Genomic DNA, 18595 nt, shown 5'->3' on the forward strand with positions numbered 1-18595 from the left:
GTGTTAAATTTTGCAAATGTTCCAAAGAGGTTCTGGAGGGGGGTTGGGCTTATCTCAATCCTCCTGATTTTTTTCCTGTTTGTGTGGGGGCTTGGCTATTACTTCAGCTATGTGAACAGGCCGGTTGCATCCGTCTCAGGAACCCAGCAGGATAGTGTCGTCGTAGAAATACCCAAGGGTAGTTCCGTTAAAACGATTGCAGAAATTCTCGGACGTAATAATGTCATAAAAAATGATTTCCGTTTTCTGATTCTCGCCAAAATTTCCGGTTATTCCACTCGTCTTCAGGCTGGTGAATTTTTGATGCCTATTGGCAAAACGCCCCGGGAGATTCTTGAGTTTCTCGCTACAGCCAAACCTGTTACCTATTCCATCACAATTCCTGAAGGGTTGACCGCCGCCCAGATTGCCGCCATCTTTGCAGAAGGCAAGTGGTGTGATGAACAAGCATTTCTCGCACTTGTCCAAGATAAAGAACAGATAACTCGATTTGGCCTTACTTCCGGAACTTCTCTTGAGGGCTACCTTTTCCCGGATACCTACATTTTTACAAAAGAGATGTATGGAGCAGAGAAAATCATTGCTCTTATGCTCGAGCGCTTTAAAACGGTCTGGGGGCAAGAGTCTGCGGGGATAGTTCCTCCGCCCGATGTGGATCAAACAGTGATCATGGCCTCAATCGTTGAAAAAGAAACGGCAGACCCTGCAGAAAGGGGTCTTATTGCTGGCGTTTTTATAAACAGGCTTGCACAAGGTATGAAGTTGCAGTCAGATCCCACTGTGGTCTATGGTGCTACTGACTATGACGGGGTCATTACCAAAACACATCTCACAACGCCCACGGAATATAATACCTATGTTATTGCGGGTCTTCCCGTGGGGCCTATTTGTAATCCGGGCCGGGAGGCGATTGCTGCTGTTCTCCATCCCGAGGAGTCATCCAACCTTTATTTTGTGTCTAAAAATGATGGGACCCATCAGTTTTCCACAAACCTTGAAGACCATAATCGTGCCGTACAAAAATATCAGCGGAAAAAAAAAGTGATTAAAGGTAAATAGTAGTATCACTTATCACGTTGGAAGTTGAATTGACCCGTTTTACAGGAGAAGATTGTGAAAATTGGCATGGTGCAGATAAACCCTGTAATTGGGGATTTTAAATATAACTGCGACAAGATCCTCAAATGGTCTTTGCAGGCCAAAGACCTGGGCTGTGAGCTTGTCATTTTTCCGGAACTGGTTATATCGGGTTATCCACCGCAGGATTTACTGGAAAGGCAGTCGTTTCTTGAGGATCATGACGCCGCATTGAAAACGCTGATCGGTCAGCTGCCAGATCTCGATGTGATGCTGGGCTGCTTTGAAAAGACTTTTCTTGATCACGGTAAAAAACTGTACAATTCTGCCATTGTGGTGAGAGGTGGACAGATTGTTTTCACTGCCCGCAAACAACTGCTGCCCAGTTATGACGTCTTTGATGAAACCAGATATTTCGAGCCGGGAAAGAGCAGTGGTATTTTCACAACCGGGATGCACCATTTTGGGGTCACTGTCTGTGAAGATGTCTGGAGTGAAACGGTTCATGATTATACGGTACGGCCTGTGGCGTCACTGATTGACAAGGCGGAGGCGGATGGTATCAAACTTGACGGCATTATAAATATTTCCGCCTCGCCATTTCAAAGAAGTAAAGAGAGGGTTCGAAAAGAAATCTTCAGATCATTTTGCAATCAGTATAAAGTTCCTTTTTTGTACTGTAATCAGGTGGGAGGACAGGATTCACTCCTCTTTGATGGCCGGAGTTTTGTTCTCGACAACTCAGGCACGCTGTGTGCCCAGGCCCATGGTTTTGTTGAAGACTGTATTACAGTGGAAACCGAAAACTGGACTGGCGAGATTACCGATGTACCTGATATGAGCCAGGAAGAATCTGTTTATAACGCACTTGTTATGGGGGTGAAGGATTATGTCTCCAAGTGTCGGTTTTCCTCTGCTGTTCTTGGTCTTTCCGGGGGGATTGATTCTGCACTTACCGCGGCTATTGCAGTCGATGCACTTGGCGCTGAAAATGTTTTAGGGGTCGCACTCCCATCTCCCTACAGTTCAAAAGAATCCCTTGAAGATGCGCAGCAGCTTGCCGAAAACCTTGGTTGCAGGTTCGAGGTTATTCCAATTGGCGAACTCTTTTCAACCTTTAATAAAAATCTGGCCCATCTTTTTGAGGGACGCGCAGAAGATCTTACTGAACAGAATTTACAGGCAAGGATTCGCGGTAACCTTTTGATGGCTCTATCGAATAAATTTGGTAATCTTCTTTTGACCACCGGCAATAAAAGTGAAATGGCGGTGGGGTATTGTACCCTCTATGGAGATATGAGCGGGGGACTTGCAGTTATTTCAGATGTTCCCAAACAGCTGGTTTACCAGCTTTCTGAGTACTGCAACAGGAATGGTGAAATTATTCCAAGGCGTATTATAACGAAGGCTCCATCGGCTGAACTCAAACCGGATCAGACCGATCAGGACGACCTTCCTCCCTATGAGATCCTTGACGAGATCGTGGAACTTCATCTTGAAAAAGGCGAGGGGGCCCGTGAGCTCATTGAAAGGGGTTACGCGCGGGATGTGGTAGAAGACCTTTTGCGAAGAATCAGGATCAATGAGTACAAACGTAAACAGGCACCCATAGGTCTCAAGGTTACCTCAAAAGCCTTCGGCTTTGGCCGAAGATATCCTAATGTTCAGAATTATCGAGGTTAGGCTATCGGTTGCCAGACAGTTTTTGCATCAACTTTAAAGAATTCACACTCTCTTTACCCTGGAACAACTGAATAATTGGAAAACAAAAGCAGAACAAAAACAATAGCAGGCTATTTCTTAGGTGCAATTCTACTTGCAGCCTTTGTGTATCTCGTTTTCAATGAGTCGCGGACAGAGCGTCCTCAAAAGTTGTTCATTACCAGTTCCGGTAATGTGGAGATGTGTCTGAGCTGTCATGGGGATGTTAAGCTTGACGCTGCCCATGATGCTCAGGTCATTGGCTGTTCGCCGTGTCACCTCGGCGACCCCCTTGCTGTGACGGAAGAAGCAGGACATAAGGGAATCGTTATAAACCCTGGCGATCTGCGGGTTGCAGATAAAAGTTGTTCTGTTGAAGGGTGCCACCCCACCGATTTGCACAAGGTGAAAAACTCTCTCATGGCCACCAACAGGGGCATCCTCGGAACCCTTCTCTATTATTGGGGGGAGACGAACAGTCAGGATACTGATTTGACGGTTGAGCAATTACTCGAATCCGGAGAGAGTTCACTCGCTCTGGATTACTTCCGTAAACTTTGTGCCACCTGCCATCTCTGGAAACAGAAAAACGATCTGCCTGGATTACCGGAATTTTTTAACGACAAGGGGGGTGGGTGTTCTGCCTGCCATTTTGCTCTTCCGGGCACCCACAGTAAAGAATTTGTCCTTGTCGCAGATGATACTGCGTCCGATGATGAGGATGAAACCAAGAAAAAACCCCATCCTTATATTACCAAAAAAGTTGGTAGCAGTAACTGTGTCCGCTGCCATAATCGTTCGGGAAGAATAGGCATCTCATATATGGGGATTTTTGAATCTGAAGGTTACGGCACACCTTTTAAAGATGGTGCTGTTACTGAGAACCAGTTACCTGGGCGAAGATTTTACCTTGAGATTGCCGATGATATACACCATGCAAAGGGAATGGAGTGTATAGATTGCCACACCCGCAATGAAATTATGGGTGACGGTACGAGTTATGCCCATTATGAAGACCAATTGGAGATTTCCTGTAAGGCATGTCACGATAAAAATCCAGGAAAGACCAGAAAAGATCAATTTTTAACCAATATAGAGATCACAAAGGAAGGCAATTATCTTCTGGGAAAGGTCGACGAAAAAAGACATACGCTTAAGGTGCCTAAAGAGGGCGTCTGTAATTTTGCAGGGCATAAAAGGGTCACCTGCGAGGCCTGCCATTCTACCTGGGTTGCCCAATGTTATGGATGTCATGCTAAAAGAGATGCCTCGGGCAAACATCTGGATAAGTTGTCTCTTGCAGAAACGGAAGGGTTGTGGGAAGAAGGGCGCTCGTATATCCGCTATGAACGGCCGATGCTGGGTGTCTGGGACGATGAGTTTGTTGTGGTCACTCCGGGCTGCCAGGATGTTGTGACGGTGGTCAATGACAAAGGCGAAATTGAAGAAAGCTTTGACCGGTTTACCATGGCCGCTATTAATCCGCACACCACCCAGGCAAAAGGACGTGAGTGTATAGACTGCCATGCCTCAACAAAAACCGTGGGACTTGGTGAGGGACGGCTTAAGCAGGAAGACGGGGAATTGGTTTTTGAACCCCTTGATCAGGGTGTTGAGACGAGCGCCGGACATACCGTACCCTTTGATGCCTATGTCGACCTTAATGGTATTGCACGGCAGCATAGTTCACGGCCTGAACTTCGACCGTTTAACAAAGCGGAACTCCGTTCAGTCTTGCGCTTGGGATTGTGCGTTGGTTGTCACAATACCTATGAGGACCCGATCTGGAAGGATTACAGTGAAAAAACAGTATGTGCAAGACCAGGGCAGAATGATGGCCCGACGGGATTATAAAACACGTAGATAAGAGGTAGGTACCATCGGACTGGTAACAGGAAATATAGCGGGCCTTAAAACCAATCAGATTAAAGCACTGGAGCGCATTGGTCAAAAACGGGTACAGCGGGATTTGATCATCAACCCGGAAATGGCACGAACGCTGTGTCAGATTTCCTCTGAACTGAACCGGCAACTGGGCCTTTTGGTTCAACGCTCGGGCAAGGTTGAGGCGGTGATCGTCGGGACCCATACCCAGGTTATGATTCCGCATCTGGAATCCTCACGCGCATCCGGAGGCAGGCTGAGTGGCTTACGCCTTATCCATACACACCTGGCAGGAGAAGATATCAGTGATGAAGATCTCATGGATCTTCTCTTTCTACGTCTGGATTTTATTTCCGTTTTAAAAGTGGCAGAAGATGGGCTGCCTGAAAGGTTGTACACGGCACATCTGTTGCCTGGAGCGACGGACGGCAATAACTGGAGTTTTTTGAATCCTGTTCATCCAGCCAATCAGACAGAATCCGTAGAAGAACTTATCGCAGCCATCGAAGGGGAGCTTGGCAGCCGACATCAGACTAGTCTGGTAGACAAGAAAAAAGACAGGGCTATTCTGGTTTCCGTGTCCACCGAAAAAAAACTCGCGGCAGAAGAATCCCTGCGTGAACTGGAGGAATTAGCCAGATCAGCTGATGTTGTGGTTCTTGATACGGTTTTACAGCGTAAAAACCATGTAAATCCGCGACTAATTCTTGGTAAAGGTAAGCTTGCTGACATCATGATCAGGGCCTTGCAGGTGGACGCAAATCTTCTGATATTCAATGAAGAACTTAATCCTTCCCAGATTCGTTCCATAACGGACTTTACTGATCTGCGGGTTATTGATCGAACCCAGCTTATTCTTGATATATTTGCCAGCAGAGCCCTCAGTCGTGAAGGGAAGCTGCAGGTGGAGATGGCCCAGCTGAAATATATGCTTCCCCGTCTGTCTTCAAGGGATGATGCACTGTCCCGACTGACAGGAGGTATTGGTGCCCGTGGACCGGGGGAGACAAAGCTTGAGATCGACCGTAGACGCATTAATGATCGTCTGGCCCGACTTGGAAAAGAGCTGAAAAAAGTAAGTGAGGAAAGATATCGGCGACGGGCAAAGAGAAGGAAAAAAGAGCTCCCGGTGCTTTCCCTGGTTGGTTACACCAATGCAGGCAAGTCAACCCTTCTCAATACCCTGACAAACAGTGATATCATTGCAGAGAATAAACTCTTTGCAACGCTCGACCCTACCAGCAGGCGTCTTCGTTTTCCAACGGATATGGAAGTGATTATTACCGATACTGTGGGATTTATCAGGCATCTTCCAGAAGAGCTAGTTCAGGCCTTTATGGCAACCCTTGAGGAGCTGGAAGAGGCTGATCTACTTGTGCATGTTATTGATCTTTCCAATCCGGCATTCCGGCAGCAGATGGCTGTCGTCGATAAGATACTAGCGGAGCTATCACTTGGGGACATTCCAATCCTCAAACTGTTTAACAAGATAGATCTTGTTGAAGATCCTCAAATGGTGAGGGAAATTATAGGTCAGGAAGGTTTGGTCGTCTCCGCAGTGAAACCAGAGAGCCTTACTGATTTTCTTGCAGAAGCAGAGAAATTAATCGGTAAGGCTCTGGAAACCGGGCTAGGGTAGCAGATAAAATCCCAGCTCTTTTTCAAATGCCCGGTCTTCGACAAATTCGCAGCCAATTCTATTGCCATCTACCGAGCGTATTATCACCTGTCTGTAGAGGACGGTTTCCTTGCGGTTATCCAAGGTAAAGACAAGGGAACCTTTATGACCGATTTTCAGGTCATGGACACCACGAACTTCAAAACAGGCACCGATCAGGGAGAGATTGACAATGGTTGCAATCCCCCCGCCTCTGGCTGGTGGTTTGGTGTCGTAGACCCCTTGTAATTCGGTTTCTTTGCGGAAAAATTGCCGAAATTCCAATTGAAGACTAAAAGAGTGTCCGCACTTGCACTTCACCTTGAGTACATGTTGGCGATGGCGAAACTCTTCAACGGAGATCGTCTTGGCCGAACTGCAGGCAGGGCACACGATGGTTGCCTGACTGTCTTCTTTTACAAAGGTTTTATTTTTAGGTGTTTGATTTGTCATGCTCTATTATATAAACCAGATGTTAATATTTCAAATTTTCATGCAAAATAATAAATTAAAATCTGGAAAAAACTACAAGTATTTGTGATGAACTTTTGCAGTGAGCGGATGAATCTTTAAAAGATAACGGAACTACAGTAATTTTGGTTAGTGAGAAAAGCTAAAATATTTCCTGGAGCAATGAAATTCTTACGGCTGAACGGCAGAATTCAATCATAGATAATTGCCGTGTAACGTTCTAGAATCTTTTCGGTTTCGGGATCCAGATCTGCTGCAACTTCGTGTATCTGGTATTCCTTGCCACAGGAGGTACATCTCATGCGCACTCTTCTACACATGCGATGAACCTCAAGTTTTCCTGAACAATTCCTGCATTTCATAATCTTAGCTGAGTAACTCTTCGCGGGTGAAAACGGATTCAAGGGTATATCCGGCCTTTGCCAGTTCCTCGGTGCCGCCTTCCTGGCGCTCGACCACCGTTGCTACGAGGCCAACTTTAAAACCTGCCGCTTCAACTCGATCGATCACTTTAATCAAGGTTCCTCCGGTCGTGACAACGTCCTCAAGAAGAGCGACGGTGCAGCCTTCCGGCATATTTTTTAAACCTTCAATATAGTTGCCGGTGCCGTGACCTTTGGCTTCTTTGCGCACGATAAAAGCTGGGATTGGTTTTTCGGCAATAAAGCTTGCAATGGAAACTGCTGTGACAAGAGGATCGGCACCAAGTGTCATTCCTCCTACAGCATGTATGGGGGTGGGTGATTTTTGCAACAGTTCAAAGAGCAACTTGCCACAAAGGTATGCACCTTCTGCTGAAAGAGTGGTTTGTTTACCATCAATATAAAAGTCTGAAGTTTTGCCAGAGGTGAGGGTAAAGGTGCCTTTTCTGTAGGATTTTTCGAGTAAAATCTCTTTTAAGCGTTGTTTGTCGTCCATAATGTTATTTAAAACTCTCGCTGAAATAGTGGGAAAATCGATCTTTTCTGAAAATTGCAGGCGATACTACCTTTTTTTAGGTATTGTTTAAAGTAAAATTTACGTATTGCAGAAAAAGGGTAGTTAGGCTATGGCTGATTGTGTTATTTTTTTCTATTTATTTCAGGAACAGATATTGCTTCAATAAAAAAATAATTTGTGATCACTGTGGGTTGTCTCCACATTAAAATATCGAACAGAGAGGAAAATATATGTGTGGCATTGTAGGTTATTGTGGACCAAAGCGTGTAGTCCCCGTCATTCTCGAAGGCCTGAGACGCCTGGAGTACAGAGGTTATGATTCAGCTGGAATTGTCTATCTTGAAGAGGGCAAACTGGTAAAGCATCGCGCAAAAGGCAAACTTGCTGCGCTGGAGTCGATAATAGGTGACGCAATTATTGCACCTGCAAATATCGGTTTAGGACATACGCGCTGGGCAACCCACGGTGCGCCCACGACGGAAAATGCACACCCTCACAGCGATTGTACCGGAGAGCTCGTTGTCGTTCACAATGGAATCATTGAAAATTACCACTCTCTTCGAACGGAATTAATCGCTAAGGGACATAAATTTACCTCCGAAACCGATACCGAGGTGCTGGCACATCTTATAGAAGAGAACCTTGATGGTGATCTTTTTAAAGCTGTAAAGAAAGCCATTTCTCTTATTGAAGGTTCCTATGCAATCGGTGTGCTCTGGGCTAAAGAACCCAATACTCTTATCGCTGTAAGAAACCAGAGCCCTCTGGTACTTGGCGTAAGTGCTGAGGATGGGACGTTTCTGGCATCAGATATTCCTGCCTTGCTACCATACACAAATCGGGTGATTTTTCTCGAAGATATGGAAATTGCTGTTCTTACAGAAAAAGAGCAGAAGATTTTTTCTCTTGAAACGGGAAAAGCTGTTGAAAAAGAAATCCAGACCATCACCTGGAACTCGGCTATGGCCGAAAAAGCAGGCTACAAACATTTCATGCTCAAAGAAATATTTGAGCAACCCCAGGCAATTACCAACACCGTCAGTGGCCGTGTTAATCCAGAAACAGGGATAGTTGATTTACCTGAAATCAAACTTTCTGAGGCAGACATTGCTCAAATTGACCGTATAGTATTTGTCGCCTGCGGAACCTCATGGCACTCTGCTCTTGTTGCCAAATACTGGATTGAAAAATACGCACACATACCAGTTGAGGTAGACATCGCTTCAGAATTTCGCTACAGACATCTGCTGATAAATGAAAGGGTTCTCACCATCACTTTGTCTCAGTCCGGTGAAACCGCAGATACCCTTGCAGGTCTCAGGATCGCAAAAAATCTTGGCTCAAAGGTTGTCACCATATGTAATGTAGTTGGCTCAACGATGACTCGAGAAGCCCATGGTACAATCTACACCCATGCCGGTCCCGAGATAGGTGTTGCTTCAACCAAGGCATTTACCTCTCAACTGGCGGCAATATTTCTTTTAACCCTCTATCTGGGGCAGAAAAAAGGGACTTTGTCTGCTGAACAGGGCAAGCAGTTCGGTAAAGATCTCATCGGTATTGCAGGCGTTATAGACAGTGAACTGGAACGCATTAAAGAGGACATGGAACAACTGATTGAAACATACTACGACAGTCGTGACTTCCTTTTTATCGGCCGTGGCGCGAATTACCCCATAGCACTTGAAGGAGCATTAAAATTAAAAGAAATTTCCTATATCCATGCAGAGGGCTATGCCTCTGGCGAACTGAAACACGGACCTATCGCCCTTATCGATAAGGAAATGCCTATCCTTGGACTGGTGCCTCAGGATGATGTTTATCAGAAATCCATCTCGAATTTAGAAGAGATAAAAGCCAGGCAAGGGCGTATCATACTCATTGGAACAGAGGGTGACACCCATCTCAAGACCATAACAGACGATGTTATTTATCTTCCACGGGTGGCAGATGATATGAATCCGATTTTGTATACTATCCCGGCGCAGCTGCTGGCCTACGCTATAGCCACCAGACGAGGTTGTGATGTAGACCAGCCAAGAAATCTGGCAAAAAGTGTTACTGTGGAATAGATAAACAAAAGGGTTTTGAAGTTGTTGTGGGTAAGTAATAAAGTTTCATACTGAACGGGCGATCAGGATCTTGTCTGAAAGATCTCGTTCAGTATGACCTTTATTTTCTCTTTTTGAAGTTTTCTAGCACTTTTCGACATCTGTAGTACTTCTCCGTTACAAGAAAAACGTACGTTTTCCTGGCACTAGTCGGAAAATCTATTGCTCTGTTATAATCAGCCAGAAAAGCCGTCAAGAAATTCAATGGCCGGTTGCATTGTATATTTTATCTTTTCTGATGGTTTTCCCATGGAGGCAGAAAAGAAAATGTTAATTGGATACCCAAACTTCACTAAACACATTTCATAGCTGTTATGAAGAATGCGGGCACTATGCAAACTAGACCAGCTAGCGCATTTGAACGGAATGTTGCGTTTATCATTGCGGGTCGCTACAGTAGAGTTCGTCATTTCAGGCAGTACTTTTGATAAAAAATTACTCCATTTCAGACCTGCCGGATGGTTGAGTACTTTCAGTTCAACCATTCGGATCAAGCCCAAAATAGCCTTTCTATCGGTGAAGGTTTTTCGAAGAATCTGGCAATAGGTAAAATCCCTTATAGGAAGTAGATCACACTCCCGTGATCTACTTCCTATGGGGTGCTTAGCGTATATTATCGTACGAATCTGGACAGTACCCTCAGCTGAAAGATAAAAGATATTCGTGATGACAGTCGGGCAACGGACTCTGACGAATCCCTGTTGGAGATCCAGACATTCCAGAAAATTCTGTACTATATGTGAGATCACCGGCTTGTAGAAACCATAATGCCCGGAAAAGAGTTCGCATACCGCGCCTCAAACTCTTCAAAATGATCATCTAGAAACTGCCAGAATGGTGTCACTCATGGTCTTCTCTGTTTATTCAATGGCCTGAAAATAGCTTCAACGATTGTGTCTTTATTAAATATTGTCCAGTGAGATTTTTGGGGCTTCTGAAAGTGGTTTTTGACAGCTGGAGCTGGAAGGTTGGAAGTGGAACAGGACAAGTGTTGCCGATAGCCTATGACATCGTCGTCTACAAACATGGTAGAAAGATTGACTGCAGTTCAATTGATGGAGAAGGCATTACCATAGAAATCCATTTACCATCCCATAACGTGGAATCTTGAACGTTCTTGTTTGCAGTCTGTTAAACCCGCCCCCTGTGAAAGAACAGGGGGGCGGGAAGAAGTAGGAAGTGAAAAAGGAAGATCAGCATATCGTCCCATGGCTTTGCTGACTGTCAGTGTCATTGTCGAGTACCGCTTGGGCTGCAACCTCCAGCCCCTTAACAATCAACTCTAGCGTCATGGATGGTTGGGACACATCTGTAACCTGTTCAGGGAGAAACGGAATATGAACGAACCCATGCCTGATAGTACTTTTTGCAAGGTAATGGTGTACTCCATAGAACAGGTGATTGCAGACAAATGTTCCTGCGCTGTTTGACAGTGATGCGGGTATTCCAGCATTATGCATTGCCTCTACCATGGATTTTACTGGCAAGGTTGAAAAATATGCAGCTGGTCCTCCGGCAACAACCGGCTCATCGATAGGTCGGTTTGCCTCATTGTCTGGAATACGGTAGTCATCAATATTAATGGCGACACGTTCGGGTGTGATGTCGGTGCGGCCACCTGCTTGGCCAACAGTGATGACAATGTCAGGTTTTTGGGTTTCAATTGCCCTGATAACCGTTTCTATGCTTTTATGCCGTACTACAGGTACTTCACAGATAGTTACAACTCCGCCCTTCAGCTGTTTACCCTCAAGTAACTTTACTGCTTCCAGCGAGGGATTAACTGTTTCTCCCCCGAACGGCTGAAACCCTGTCAATAATATTTTTTTCATAACGAGCACCCTAAAATGCGAGAAAATACATAAGAGAAGTATTAATGGCCAACATCACCAGGCCCGGAAAAAATTGAACGATAATGACATGATTCTTGTTCTCAAGTTCCAATAGCGCTGCCGGAACAATATTGAAGTTTGCCGCCATTGGTGTCATTAGTGTGCCGCAATACCCGGATAACATACCGATCACACCTACGATAGCGGGGTTACCGTTTTGACCAATGATAAGCAAAGGTAGGCCTATACCAGTGGTAATAACAGCAAATGCCGCAAACGCGTTGCCCATGATGATTGTAAAAAGCGCCATGCCGCAGGTGTAGGCCATTACATAGATTAGGAGGCTTCCATCAGGGATGATCAGTTGCACGATATGGGAGACAGTTTCACCTATCCCTGCCTGATTGAACAGATAACCAAGGGCGGCCAGAAACTGAGAAAGTATGGCTGCCCAGCCGATGGTGTCGAGTAGCCTGCGCCCTTCTTGGGAACTCTGTTTCGGGGAACATTTGGTAAGCCACATTGCTGCGATAAGGGCAACAACTGAACTGACACCAAGGCCGATCAGAGCACTTGTGCCGGTTAATGTGTTCCAGAGTATTGTTCCTATTGGCACAATCAAAGCTGGCAGGAAAAGCCTGTTGCCAAAGGTCTTGGCCTGTTTGTTGGCAAAATCGTCTCCAGTTCCATTATATGTACCTATTCCCATGAAACCTGCTGATGCAATTATAGTCAAAGCAAGAACCATTATACCGGTAATCCAGTCCGGTATAAACTCGCCAAGGCAGAACGATAGTCCATAAATAAGCCAGAATAACCCAGTGCCGATACGTTTTTCGTTCCCCGTATCAGAAAAAGACTGTACAGCAAAAGCGATGAGTAGCAAACCTGTAGCCTGATATATATATTCTAGCATATCTTACTCCTTATCCGCTTGTGGTTGTTCCGGGTTCTTCAGGCGGAGGTCACCGATTTTAGCCGTGAAGAAAAAGACAATGAGTGAGGCGATACCGGTTGGTATAGCCCAAACGTACATATCACCCAGTTCCAACTCAAAACCGTTATCGCTTAACACCCCTTTTATGAGCAGCAGACCTCCGGCACCGATGAAGATCAACTGACCAAAGAAATTTCCGAAATTATCGCTGGCAGCCGACAGGGCACGTATCTGCATGGTTTCTTTCTTGCTTAATGGAGTGCGACCTTTTTCCGCAGCAGCTTCTGCCATCGGGGCAACCAGTGGACGAATCATAGACGGGTGCCCGCCCAAGTTCAGGCCAAGGCCAACGGTGATAGTTCTCAGCAGTGCATAGAGAAAAATAACCCGTCCTGCAGAAGCACCCTTGATCGTGCTTATCAGGGTCTCAGCACGTTGTCTCAAGCCATACCTCTCAAGTACCCCGATCATGGGTAATACAAGGATAAACAGGGACATATATCTATTCTTGGTAAAGGATGCTCCCAGGGTCGACAGGATATCCATAATGGCAATATCCGCAATTAACCCTGTAACCACACCTGCGGTCAGGATGACCAAAAGCGTATTGAGCCTTAGGGCCAATCCGATGGTGATGATGCCAACTCCAATCAACGGCCAGTAATTGATCATGATTTCCTCCTTTTATTGAATTTAATGTTCCACCCCACATCCAGCTGTAGTTCCGACAATTATTACTATTAGATAAATATTGATTAACCCAATAAATTAAAATTGGTCAAGCTTTTAGCTTAATATAATTAAATGTATTGGCATAATTATGATTAATCTATTGGAAAAATAATGCTTATATTTTGTTGCCTAGGGGGGTAAAGTAAAAGCAATCTAATTATAATTTCAATTTATAGAGACAAACACCACGATGCCAGAATCACGCAAGAGGGAAAAAAAAGCCACACTCATCTGTGAACTCATCGCAGCCAGTAAGATGCCGCGCAATCAACTTGCTGCAGCTTCAGGGTTAACCAACACCTTTATCAAAGACCTTGAGCAAGGAAACATCATTAATGTTGACCGCAGGAAGCTGCTGAGATTAGCAGTTACCTTGAACCTGGACCTGAGCAGAATAGATGAGATGCTCAGGGTATTTGACAGGGCTAGCCTTGCGTCCGAAGATATCGATATTTTTATTGAATCTGCCCATAAACGAAAAGCGGTCACTGCAGTTTATCCCCACAGGAATTTTTATTCCTACGAGCTGGCTGTTTATGCAATGGAGCGTATTCCCGGAGATCAGGTCATTGTCAATGACCGCCCCTTGGTCTGTTTACGCGAACCGGGCCATAGGATCTTTAGCGATAGGTCGTTAGTCGATTCCCATCCACTCTATGCTGAATTGCTGGAAGAGATAGGAAGGGTACGCCGTAGCCAATTTGAAACAAATCTTGCGACCAACAGGATAACACTTTATATCTGCAAGAAATGTATAGAGAGTTATCTCGTCGTGGATGGAAACCCGGAAGAAGAAGTGTGGAGACAACGACACGTTGCCAACATGCTTGACTATATACAACGGTTCGATAACTTTTCGGTCAATTTTACCGGAATTTGCTCGTATCTGCTATTTTCCCTGAATCAGCCGAGTAACGAAAAAGATGTGCAGCTCACTTTTTGTGCCAAACCGGGGCACTACATTCCAAGTGAGCGTCCCGGCAGACTCGCCGGGTTCAGCACAAAAAATCCGGTTATCCTGAATACCTTCCAAGATGAGTTGAGTTCTATCAAAGAGATGGTCCTACCGGAGTTGTCTGAGAAAAACACGGTAGAACAGTATCTTGAAGAGTTGCTTGGCTAAGGTAGTCGGAGTTTTATCACCTCATCCCCACCTGCAGAAAACGGATTCAGGCATAGCATTGTTGCCAGATTCGACATCGACCAACCGAATTTTGACAAATGCTGAAGGTGTTTCAGTAATAGCAAGGCGATGAGGGCTGTCCAAATCTTAACACGAAGAGCATTCTCACTTCTGTCGAGAAAGGTTTTGACCTTCAAGTGCTGTTTGAGTGTTTTAAAGAAAATCTCTATCTCCTATCTGTCTTTATAAATTAAGGTTACCCCTTATTGTGAATTCTATTTCAAAAAAAGATGATATAATCAGGGCAGCACAGCTCATTGTAGAGACTTTATCTGAACCTTTGCTCAATGAAAAGGAGGCAAACATTGGGCAAGTATTGGTATTGCAGTATTTCCAGATGAAGGTGTAGAACAGACCACCTTGATGAACAATGCCGATAGCGCTATGTATCAGGCTAAGCAGTCTGGACGCAGTCAATACTGCTTTTTTGAATAGATTAATTTTAATTAAAAAGGTGACTTAACCTCCGGAAAACCAAGGCCATCCTAGCAAGAAAAGAGGACTCTGAAATCAAAGATGATCAACAGAGAACCAACCGAAACAATTGCTTCATTTCTGGCCATCATCGGCGTTTATAGTACTTTCATCTCTTCCTGGGTAACTGGATGAAATTGCCAGGTCGAACCATCCAAGCTGGCAATATAACTCAAACTTAATAGATCTATTGCGAGTCTCAAGATTAGTAATATTTTGGGGTTGGAGAAGGGAAGGGCGATGGTAGATTGAAATCGAGTATGAAACTTTATTATTAAGTTTTTTGATGAGGATCACACTGAGCACTCAGTCAATATGATACTTTATTGTTATCTGTCTCTTTTCGCTGAATGTAAAATCAGGTGCTTATCGATATTTGAGTATGATACTTTATTCTTCGTCTACAGCCATTGTATATCAAAGAACAAGAAGACCGGAGTTGGGGATCAGATAAATGCTATCCTCAGTGCTGCTGGTATGAACTTCAGAAAGCAAATGAAGTTCATTAGAGGAGTTTTACTTCTTTTTTTTGGCAGTGATTGTAATTCAGGCTGGGATACAAAGTTGGCAACCTGCCTGATTGAAATACTTTTTTCAGAAGCGACTCAATACCAGGATATTTACTGAAACCGAATGGCACAAAAAAATCGAGTTGCCAGCCCGGCAACTCGATTATAGAAAACGTATTGTGGTTCTACTATTAGTAACTAATTCTGAATGTATTGGTATAGTTACTTTTTGTAAATATTTGATATCAATGAGTTATTTTTGTATTAGTATGAATTCAATAGCCTTCAATACTGTTGATTTTGATTGAATTGTTATTGGTTTGACTCCACCTCACATAGCGGCAATTTCTTTTTGCCAGAATGTAGGCCCAGTTTTGTGTACAGCTTCACCGCTCGAATCCACCGCAACCGTAACCGGCATGTCTTCGACTTCAAACTCGTAAATAGCTTCCATACCGAGGTCTTCAAAGGCCACAACCCGTGACTTTTTGATGGCTTTTGAAACAAGGTAAGCGGCACCACCTACTGCCATACAGTATACTGTACCATGTTTTTTAATGGCTTCTATGGTCGCATCTCCACGCTCTGACTTTCCTATCATGCCGATCAGTCCTGCCTGCTCAAGCATCATGTTGGTGTATTTATCCATACGGGTGGAGGTGGTAGGGCCAGCAGGTCCAACGACTTCATCTCCAACTGGATCGACAGGTCCTACGTAATAGATAAAACGGCCATTGAAGTCGACGCCTTCGGGAAGTGGCTTGCCTTCTTCGAGGAGCATCTGGATACGACGATGGGCGGCATCTCTTCCGGTGAGAATCTTGCCATTGAGAAGCAGTGTCTGGCCAGATTTCCAGGTGCTGATTTCTTCTTTGGTAATCCCATCGAGGAAAACTCTTTTGACTTCATCTCCAGTGCCAAGTGAAATGTCTGGCCACTCGTTAATGTCGGGAGTTTTTAGTACTGCAGGGCCTGAACCGTCGAGGACAAAGTGGGTATGGCGGGTGGCTGCACAGTTTGGAATAAGTGCTACCGGCAGAGACGCTGCATGGGTTGGAAACTGGGCGATTTTTACGTCGACCACGGTGGTCAGTCCACCAAGACCCTGGGCACCAATGCCAAGACCGTTAATGGCGTTGTACAGTTCAAGACGCAGTTCTTCGAGTTTATTTGCGGGACCTCTTTCAATCAGCTCATCTATGTCCACGGGCTGCATCAGGGACTCTTTGGCCAATACCATTGCCTTGTCGGCAGTTCCACCAATTCCTATGCCAATGATACCTGGAGGACACCAGCCAGCCCCCATGGTGGGAACGGTCTTTTTCACCCATTCAACAATAGAATCGCTGGGGTTGAGCATCACGCATTTACTTTTGTTTTCAGAGCCTCCACCTTTTGCGGCAATGTGGACTTCCAGCGTGTTTCCCGGAACTATTTCGGTGTAGATGACTGCAGGGGTGTTGTCCTTGGTGTTTTTTCTCTCCGTTGCAGGACTTGCGACCACGGAGAGGCGTAAAGGGTTCGTGGGATTTTTATAGGCGAGGCGGACTCCTTCATCAACCATTTCCTGAAGGGTGTCATCGCAATCAAACCGGCATTGGGAGCCAATTTTTATAAAGGCGGTGACGATACCTGTGTCCTGACAGATGGGGCGTTTACCTACTGCGCACATTTTTGAATTGATCAGTATTTGACCTATCGCGTCTTTAGCTGCCTGGTTTTTTTCACGCTTATATGCGTTGTGGACTGCTTTGACAAAATCGAGAGGATGATAGTAGGAGATGTGCTGAAGGCTGTCTGCAATTGACGTTACAAAATCCGATTTTTTGATTGTGTTCATGGCCAACCCTTTGTGAAATGAATGTGTTATCACACCATAGATAACATTTTGAGTGACTGCGCATATTTATATTGCCACTCTACATTTGCATCAAAAAATTGGCCATAAAAAAAGCGGACCAAAGTTAAAAAGGTCTAGCGAAAAGCATCGTGTTTGTAATGTGTTAAATGAAAAACACCACGGTTTTTACGGCTTAGGTAATGTTTGTTTCCTCAGCTTGCTTTTCAACCAACCTGAGGCTATGGCCCTTTCTCACCCTTTTCCAGAGCTCTTTCACTATTACCATGGCAGGGTCTTCAAATGAGTCATATTCCCGGCCAAGGTAGGAAGAACATGAATTGAGTAACTCATCATTACCACTGTAGAGGCCAAATTCTTTTCGAATGATCTTTGCCATGCTCAGGTAGACGGTTGTATCAAATTCCTGTTCGCTGAGACCTGCCATTACAACGCGGTCTCGCAATGAAATATCATTAAAAAGTATGTCAACCACCTCATTTACAGTACCTGGAAGAGATAACATTGTATGGTTGTTGACTGGTTGAAACATCATAGCTTTCACTCCTGAAAAATCCCAGTGAGGCAAAAATCCACCTCGACTGCACAAAACGTAGTATTAAGCGGGAAGGTACAGCTGGCAAACGCTGGCTCGAAGCAGTCTTATAACAGTTCTACAGGAGGGGGGGCTGGTTAATCATCTCAACTTGAAAGAGGCAAGCCTTCGAATAAACAACATTTTCCATTGAAGTTTCAAAACAACTTTTAGCAGGGTTCACAGGCGCTGTCTCTATTTCCGCCTGTCTATAGCTAATAATATATAACAGAATTCCAGGAAATCATAACAAACCAACGTAAAAAATATTGATGCTTCGTATAAGTACCAAAGGGTTTAAGCAATTATGGGAACCATTTTCGTTGTTTTTGCTGGGTAAATCTGCGGAGGCTACTGTCTGGATAACTTTCATTGTAGAGCCAAAAGGGCGAAATTAACACCGATGGCAAGCAGGGTGGCGGCAATGAGGATGCGATGGTTGGTAATGCTGAAGAGAAGAGATACGACAAAGACGTTGATTCGCTGCTCAAAATTGGCGTTTCCCTGTTTTACAAGGAGTTGGCTGTGATTGAGTCTGCCTGCTGGAATCTTTTTATAAAAAGTGCTGGAGTAACAGCTCATAAACGAATAACAGACTGCAACACATATAAATGAGCCAATGAGTATTGTTTTCCATTCGGAATGTAGCATGTCCC

18 protein-coding genes are annotated in these 18595 nt (G+C 44.8%); 8 read left to right on the forward strand and 10 right to left on the reverse strand.

Annotated elements, in window-relative coordinates:
* From mltG to hflX, 4 genes are all read left to right on the forward strand, one after another.
* Positions 1–1059: an endolytic transglycosylase MltG gene (mltG, locus tag FCL48_RS18265; RefSeq protein WP_136874290.1), complete on the forward strand. Its 1059-nt coding sequence runs from the start codon at positions 1–3 to the stop codon at positions 1057–1059.
* A 54-nt stretch (positions 1060–1113) separates the two neighbouring features.
* Positions 1114–2760, forward strand: a complete 1647-nt coding sequence (locus FCL48_RS18270; protein WP_136874292.1) for an NAD+ synthase — start codon at positions 1114–1116, stop codon at positions 2758–2760.
* 75 nt (positions 2761–2835) lie between these two features.
* On the forward strand, positions 2836–4632 hold the full coding sequence (locus tag FCL48_RS18275; RefSeq protein WP_136874294.1) for an amino acid ABC transporter substrate-binding protein: 1797 nt from the start codon (positions 2836–2838) through the stop codon (positions 4630–4632).
* A gap of 133 nt (positions 4633–4765) precedes the next feature.
* Complete coding sequence (hflX, locus tag FCL48_RS18280) at positions 4766–6301, forward strand: GTPase HflX (protein ID WP_240744884.1); 1536 nt, start codon at positions 4766–4768, stop codon at positions 6299–6301.
* Here the strand turns inward: hflX and FCL48_RS18285 are convergent.
* The 3 genes from FCL48_RS18285 to pyrE form a co-directional block, all read right to left on the reverse strand.
* Positions 6293–6772, reverse strand: a complete 480-nt coding sequence (locus FCL48_RS18285; protein ID WP_136874298.1) for a PilZ domain-containing protein — start codon at positions 6770–6772, stop codon at positions 6293–6295. The two genes, hflX and FCL48_RS18285, sit on opposite strands and share 9 nt — an antisense overlap.
* Before the next feature lie 209 nt (positions 6773–6981).
* Positions 6982–7152 carry a dual CXXC motif small (seleno)protein gene (locus FCL48_RS25790; protein WP_371418683.1) on the reverse strand — a complete coding sequence of 57 codons (171 nt, stop codon included), beginning with the start codon at positions 7150–7152 and terminating at the stop codon, positions 6982–6984.
* Between the two features lie 4 nt (positions 7153–7156).
* Positions 7157–7708, reverse strand: a complete 552-nt coding sequence (gene pyrE, locus FCL48_RS18290; RefSeq protein ID WP_136874300.1) for an orotate phosphoribosyltransferase — start codon at positions 7706–7708, stop codon at positions 7157–7159.
* A gap of 251 nt (positions 7709–7959) precedes the next feature.
* Between pyrE and glmS the strand changes: the two genes are divergently transcribed.
* The gene (gene glmS / locus FCL48_RS18295; protein ID WP_136874302.1) at positions 7960–9801 is read left to right on the forward strand and encodes a glutamine--fructose-6-phosphate transaminase (isomerizing); all 1842 of its coding nucleotides are present in this window, start codon (positions 7960–7962) and stop codon (positions 9799–9801) included.
* A gap of 215 nt (positions 9802–10016) precedes the next feature.
* Here the strand turns inward: glmS and FCL48_RS18300 are convergent, their stop codons facing one another.
* Positions 10017–10325 carry a hypothetical protein gene (locus FCL48_RS18300; RefSeq protein ID WP_136874304.1) on the reverse strand — a complete coding sequence of 103 codons (309 nt, stop codon included), beginning with the start codon at positions 10323–10325 and terminating at the stop codon, positions 10017–10019.
* 440 nt (positions 10326–10765) lie between these two features.
* Here FCL48_RS18300 and FCL48_RS18305 point away from each other — a divergent pair, with 440 nt between their 5' ends.
* Complete coding sequence (locus tag FCL48_RS18305; protein WP_136874306.1) at positions 10766–10951, forward strand: HAMP domain-containing histidine kinase; 186 nt, start codon at positions 10766–10768, stop codon at positions 10949–10951.
* A gap of 82 nt (positions 10952–11033) precedes the next feature.
* Here FCL48_RS18305 and pcp read toward each other — a convergent pair whose 3' ends face one another.
* Genes pcp through FCL48_RS18320 form a run of 3 tightly spaced genes read right to left on the reverse strand, consistent with a single transcriptional unit; the run spans position 11034 to position 13281 of the window.
* Positions 11034–11672, reverse strand: a complete 639-nt coding sequence (gene pcp, locus FCL48_RS18310) for a pyroglutamyl-peptidase I (protein ID WP_136874308.1) — start codon at positions 11670–11672, stop codon at positions 11034–11036.
* Positions 11673–11682: 10 nt separating this feature from the next.
* Positions 11683–12588 (reverse strand): DUF979 domain-containing protein, encoded by a 906-nt coding sequence (locus FCL48_RS18315; RefSeq protein ID WP_136874310.1) that lies wholly within the window; start codon positions 12586–12588, stop codon positions 11683–11685.
* Positions 12589–12591: 3 nt separating this feature from the next.
* Positions 12592–13281, reverse strand: coding sequence for a DUF969 domain-containing protein (locus tag FCL48_RS18320; protein WP_136874312.1), 690 nt, complete (start codon positions 13279–13281; stop codon positions 12592–12594).
* A 250-nt stretch (positions 13282–13531) separates the two neighbouring features.
* Between FCL48_RS18320 and FCL48_RS18325 the strand changes: the two genes are divergently transcribed.
* Together FCL48_RS18325 and FCL48_RS25945 are read left to right on the forward strand one after the other, a co-directional pair.
* The gene (locus FCL48_RS18325; protein ID WP_136874314.1) at positions 13532–14464 is read left to right on the forward strand and encodes a helix-turn-helix domain-containing protein; all 933 of its coding nucleotides are present in this window, start codon (positions 13532–13534) and stop codon (positions 14462–14464) included.
* Between the two features lie 381 nt (positions 14465–14845).
* Positions 14846–14959: a hypothetical protein gene (locus tag FCL48_RS25945; protein WP_371418684.1), complete on the forward strand. Its 114-nt coding sequence runs from the start codon at positions 14846–14848 to the stop codon at positions 14957–14959.
* An 879-nt stretch (positions 14960–15838) separates the two neighbouring features.
* Here FCL48_RS25945 and FCL48_RS18335 read toward each other — a convergent pair.
* From FCL48_RS18335 to FCL48_RS18345, 3 genes are all read right to left on the reverse strand, one after another.
* On the reverse strand, positions 15839–17347 hold the full coding sequence (locus tag FCL48_RS18335; protein ID WP_136874315.1) for a fumarate hydratase: 1509 nt from the start codon (positions 17345–17347) through the stop codon (positions 15839–15841).
* Positions 17348–17540: 193 nt separating this feature from the next.
* The gene (locus FCL48_RS18340; RefSeq protein WP_136874317.1) at positions 17541–17900 is read right to left on the reverse strand and encodes a hypothetical protein; all 360 of its coding nucleotides are present in this window, start codon (positions 17898–17900) and stop codon (positions 17541–17543) included.
* A 408-nt stretch (positions 17901–18308) separates the two neighbouring features.
* Entirely contained in the window at positions 18309–18590 is a 282-nt protein-coding gene (locus FCL48_RS18345; RefSeq protein WP_136874319.1) for a hypothetical protein, read from the reverse strand.
* Positions 18591–18595 lie beyond the last annotated feature (5 nt).

Origin of the sequence: Desulforhopalus sp. IMCC35007, assembly GCF_005116575.1 — a bacterium.
In the GTDB taxonomy this organism is placed as follows: Bacteria; Desulfobacterota; Desulfobulbia; order Desulfobulbales; family Desulfocapsaceae; genus Desulforhopalus_A.

Bases quoted from the DNA above. Each gene is read 5' to 3' on its own strand.
- FCL48_RS18285 (WP_136874298.1), bottom strand. From the start codon at position 6,772: ATGACAAATCAAACACCTAAAAATAAAACCTTTGTAAAAGAAGACAGT.
- FCL48_RS25790 (WP_371418683.1), bottom strand. From the start codon at position 7,152: ATGAAATGCAGGAATTGTTCAGGAAAACTTGAGGTTCATCGCATGTGT.
- FCL48_RS18345 (WP_136874319.1), bottom strand. From the start codon at position 18,590: ATGCTACATTCCGAATGGAAAACAATACTCATTGGCTCATTTATATGT.
- glmS (WP_136874302.1), top strand. From the start codon at position 7,960: ATGTGTGGCATTGTAGGTTATTGTGGACCAAAGCGTGTAGTCCCCGTC.
- FCL48_RS18340 (WP_136874317.1), bottom strand. From the start codon at position 17,900: ATGATGTTTCAACCAGTCAACAACCATACAATGTTATCTCTTCCAGGT.
- pyrE (WP_136874300.1), bottom strand. From the start codon at position 7,708: ATGGACGACAAACAACGCTTAAAAGAGATTTTACTCGAAAAATCCTAC.
- pcp (WP_136874308.1), bottom strand. From the start codon at position 11,672: ATGAAAAAAATATTATTGACAGGGTTTCAGCCGTTCGGGGGAGAAACA.
- FCL48_RS18320 (WP_136874312.1), bottom strand. From the start codon at position 13,281: ATGATCAATTACTGGCCGTTGATTGGAGTTGGCATCATCACCATCGGA.
- FCL48_RS18315 (WP_136874310.1), bottom strand. From the start codon at position 12,588: ATGCTAGAATATATATATCAGGCTACAGGTTTGCTACTCATCGCTTTT.
- FCL48_RS18300 (WP_136874304.1), bottom strand. From the start codon at position 10,325: ATGGTTGAACTGAAAGTACTCAACCATCCGGCAGGTCTGAAATGGAGT.
- FCL48_RS18335 (WP_136874315.1), bottom strand. From the start codon at position 17,347: ATGAACACAATCAAAAAATCGGATTTTGTAACGTCAATTGCAGACAGC.
- FCL48_RS18325 (WP_136874314.1), top strand. From the start codon at position 13,532: ATGCCAGAATCACGCAAGAGGGAAAAAAAAGCCACACTCATCTGTGAA.
- hflX (WP_240744884.1), top strand. From the start codon at position 4,766: ATGGCACGAACGCTGTGTCAGATTTCCTCTGAACTGAACCGGCAACTG.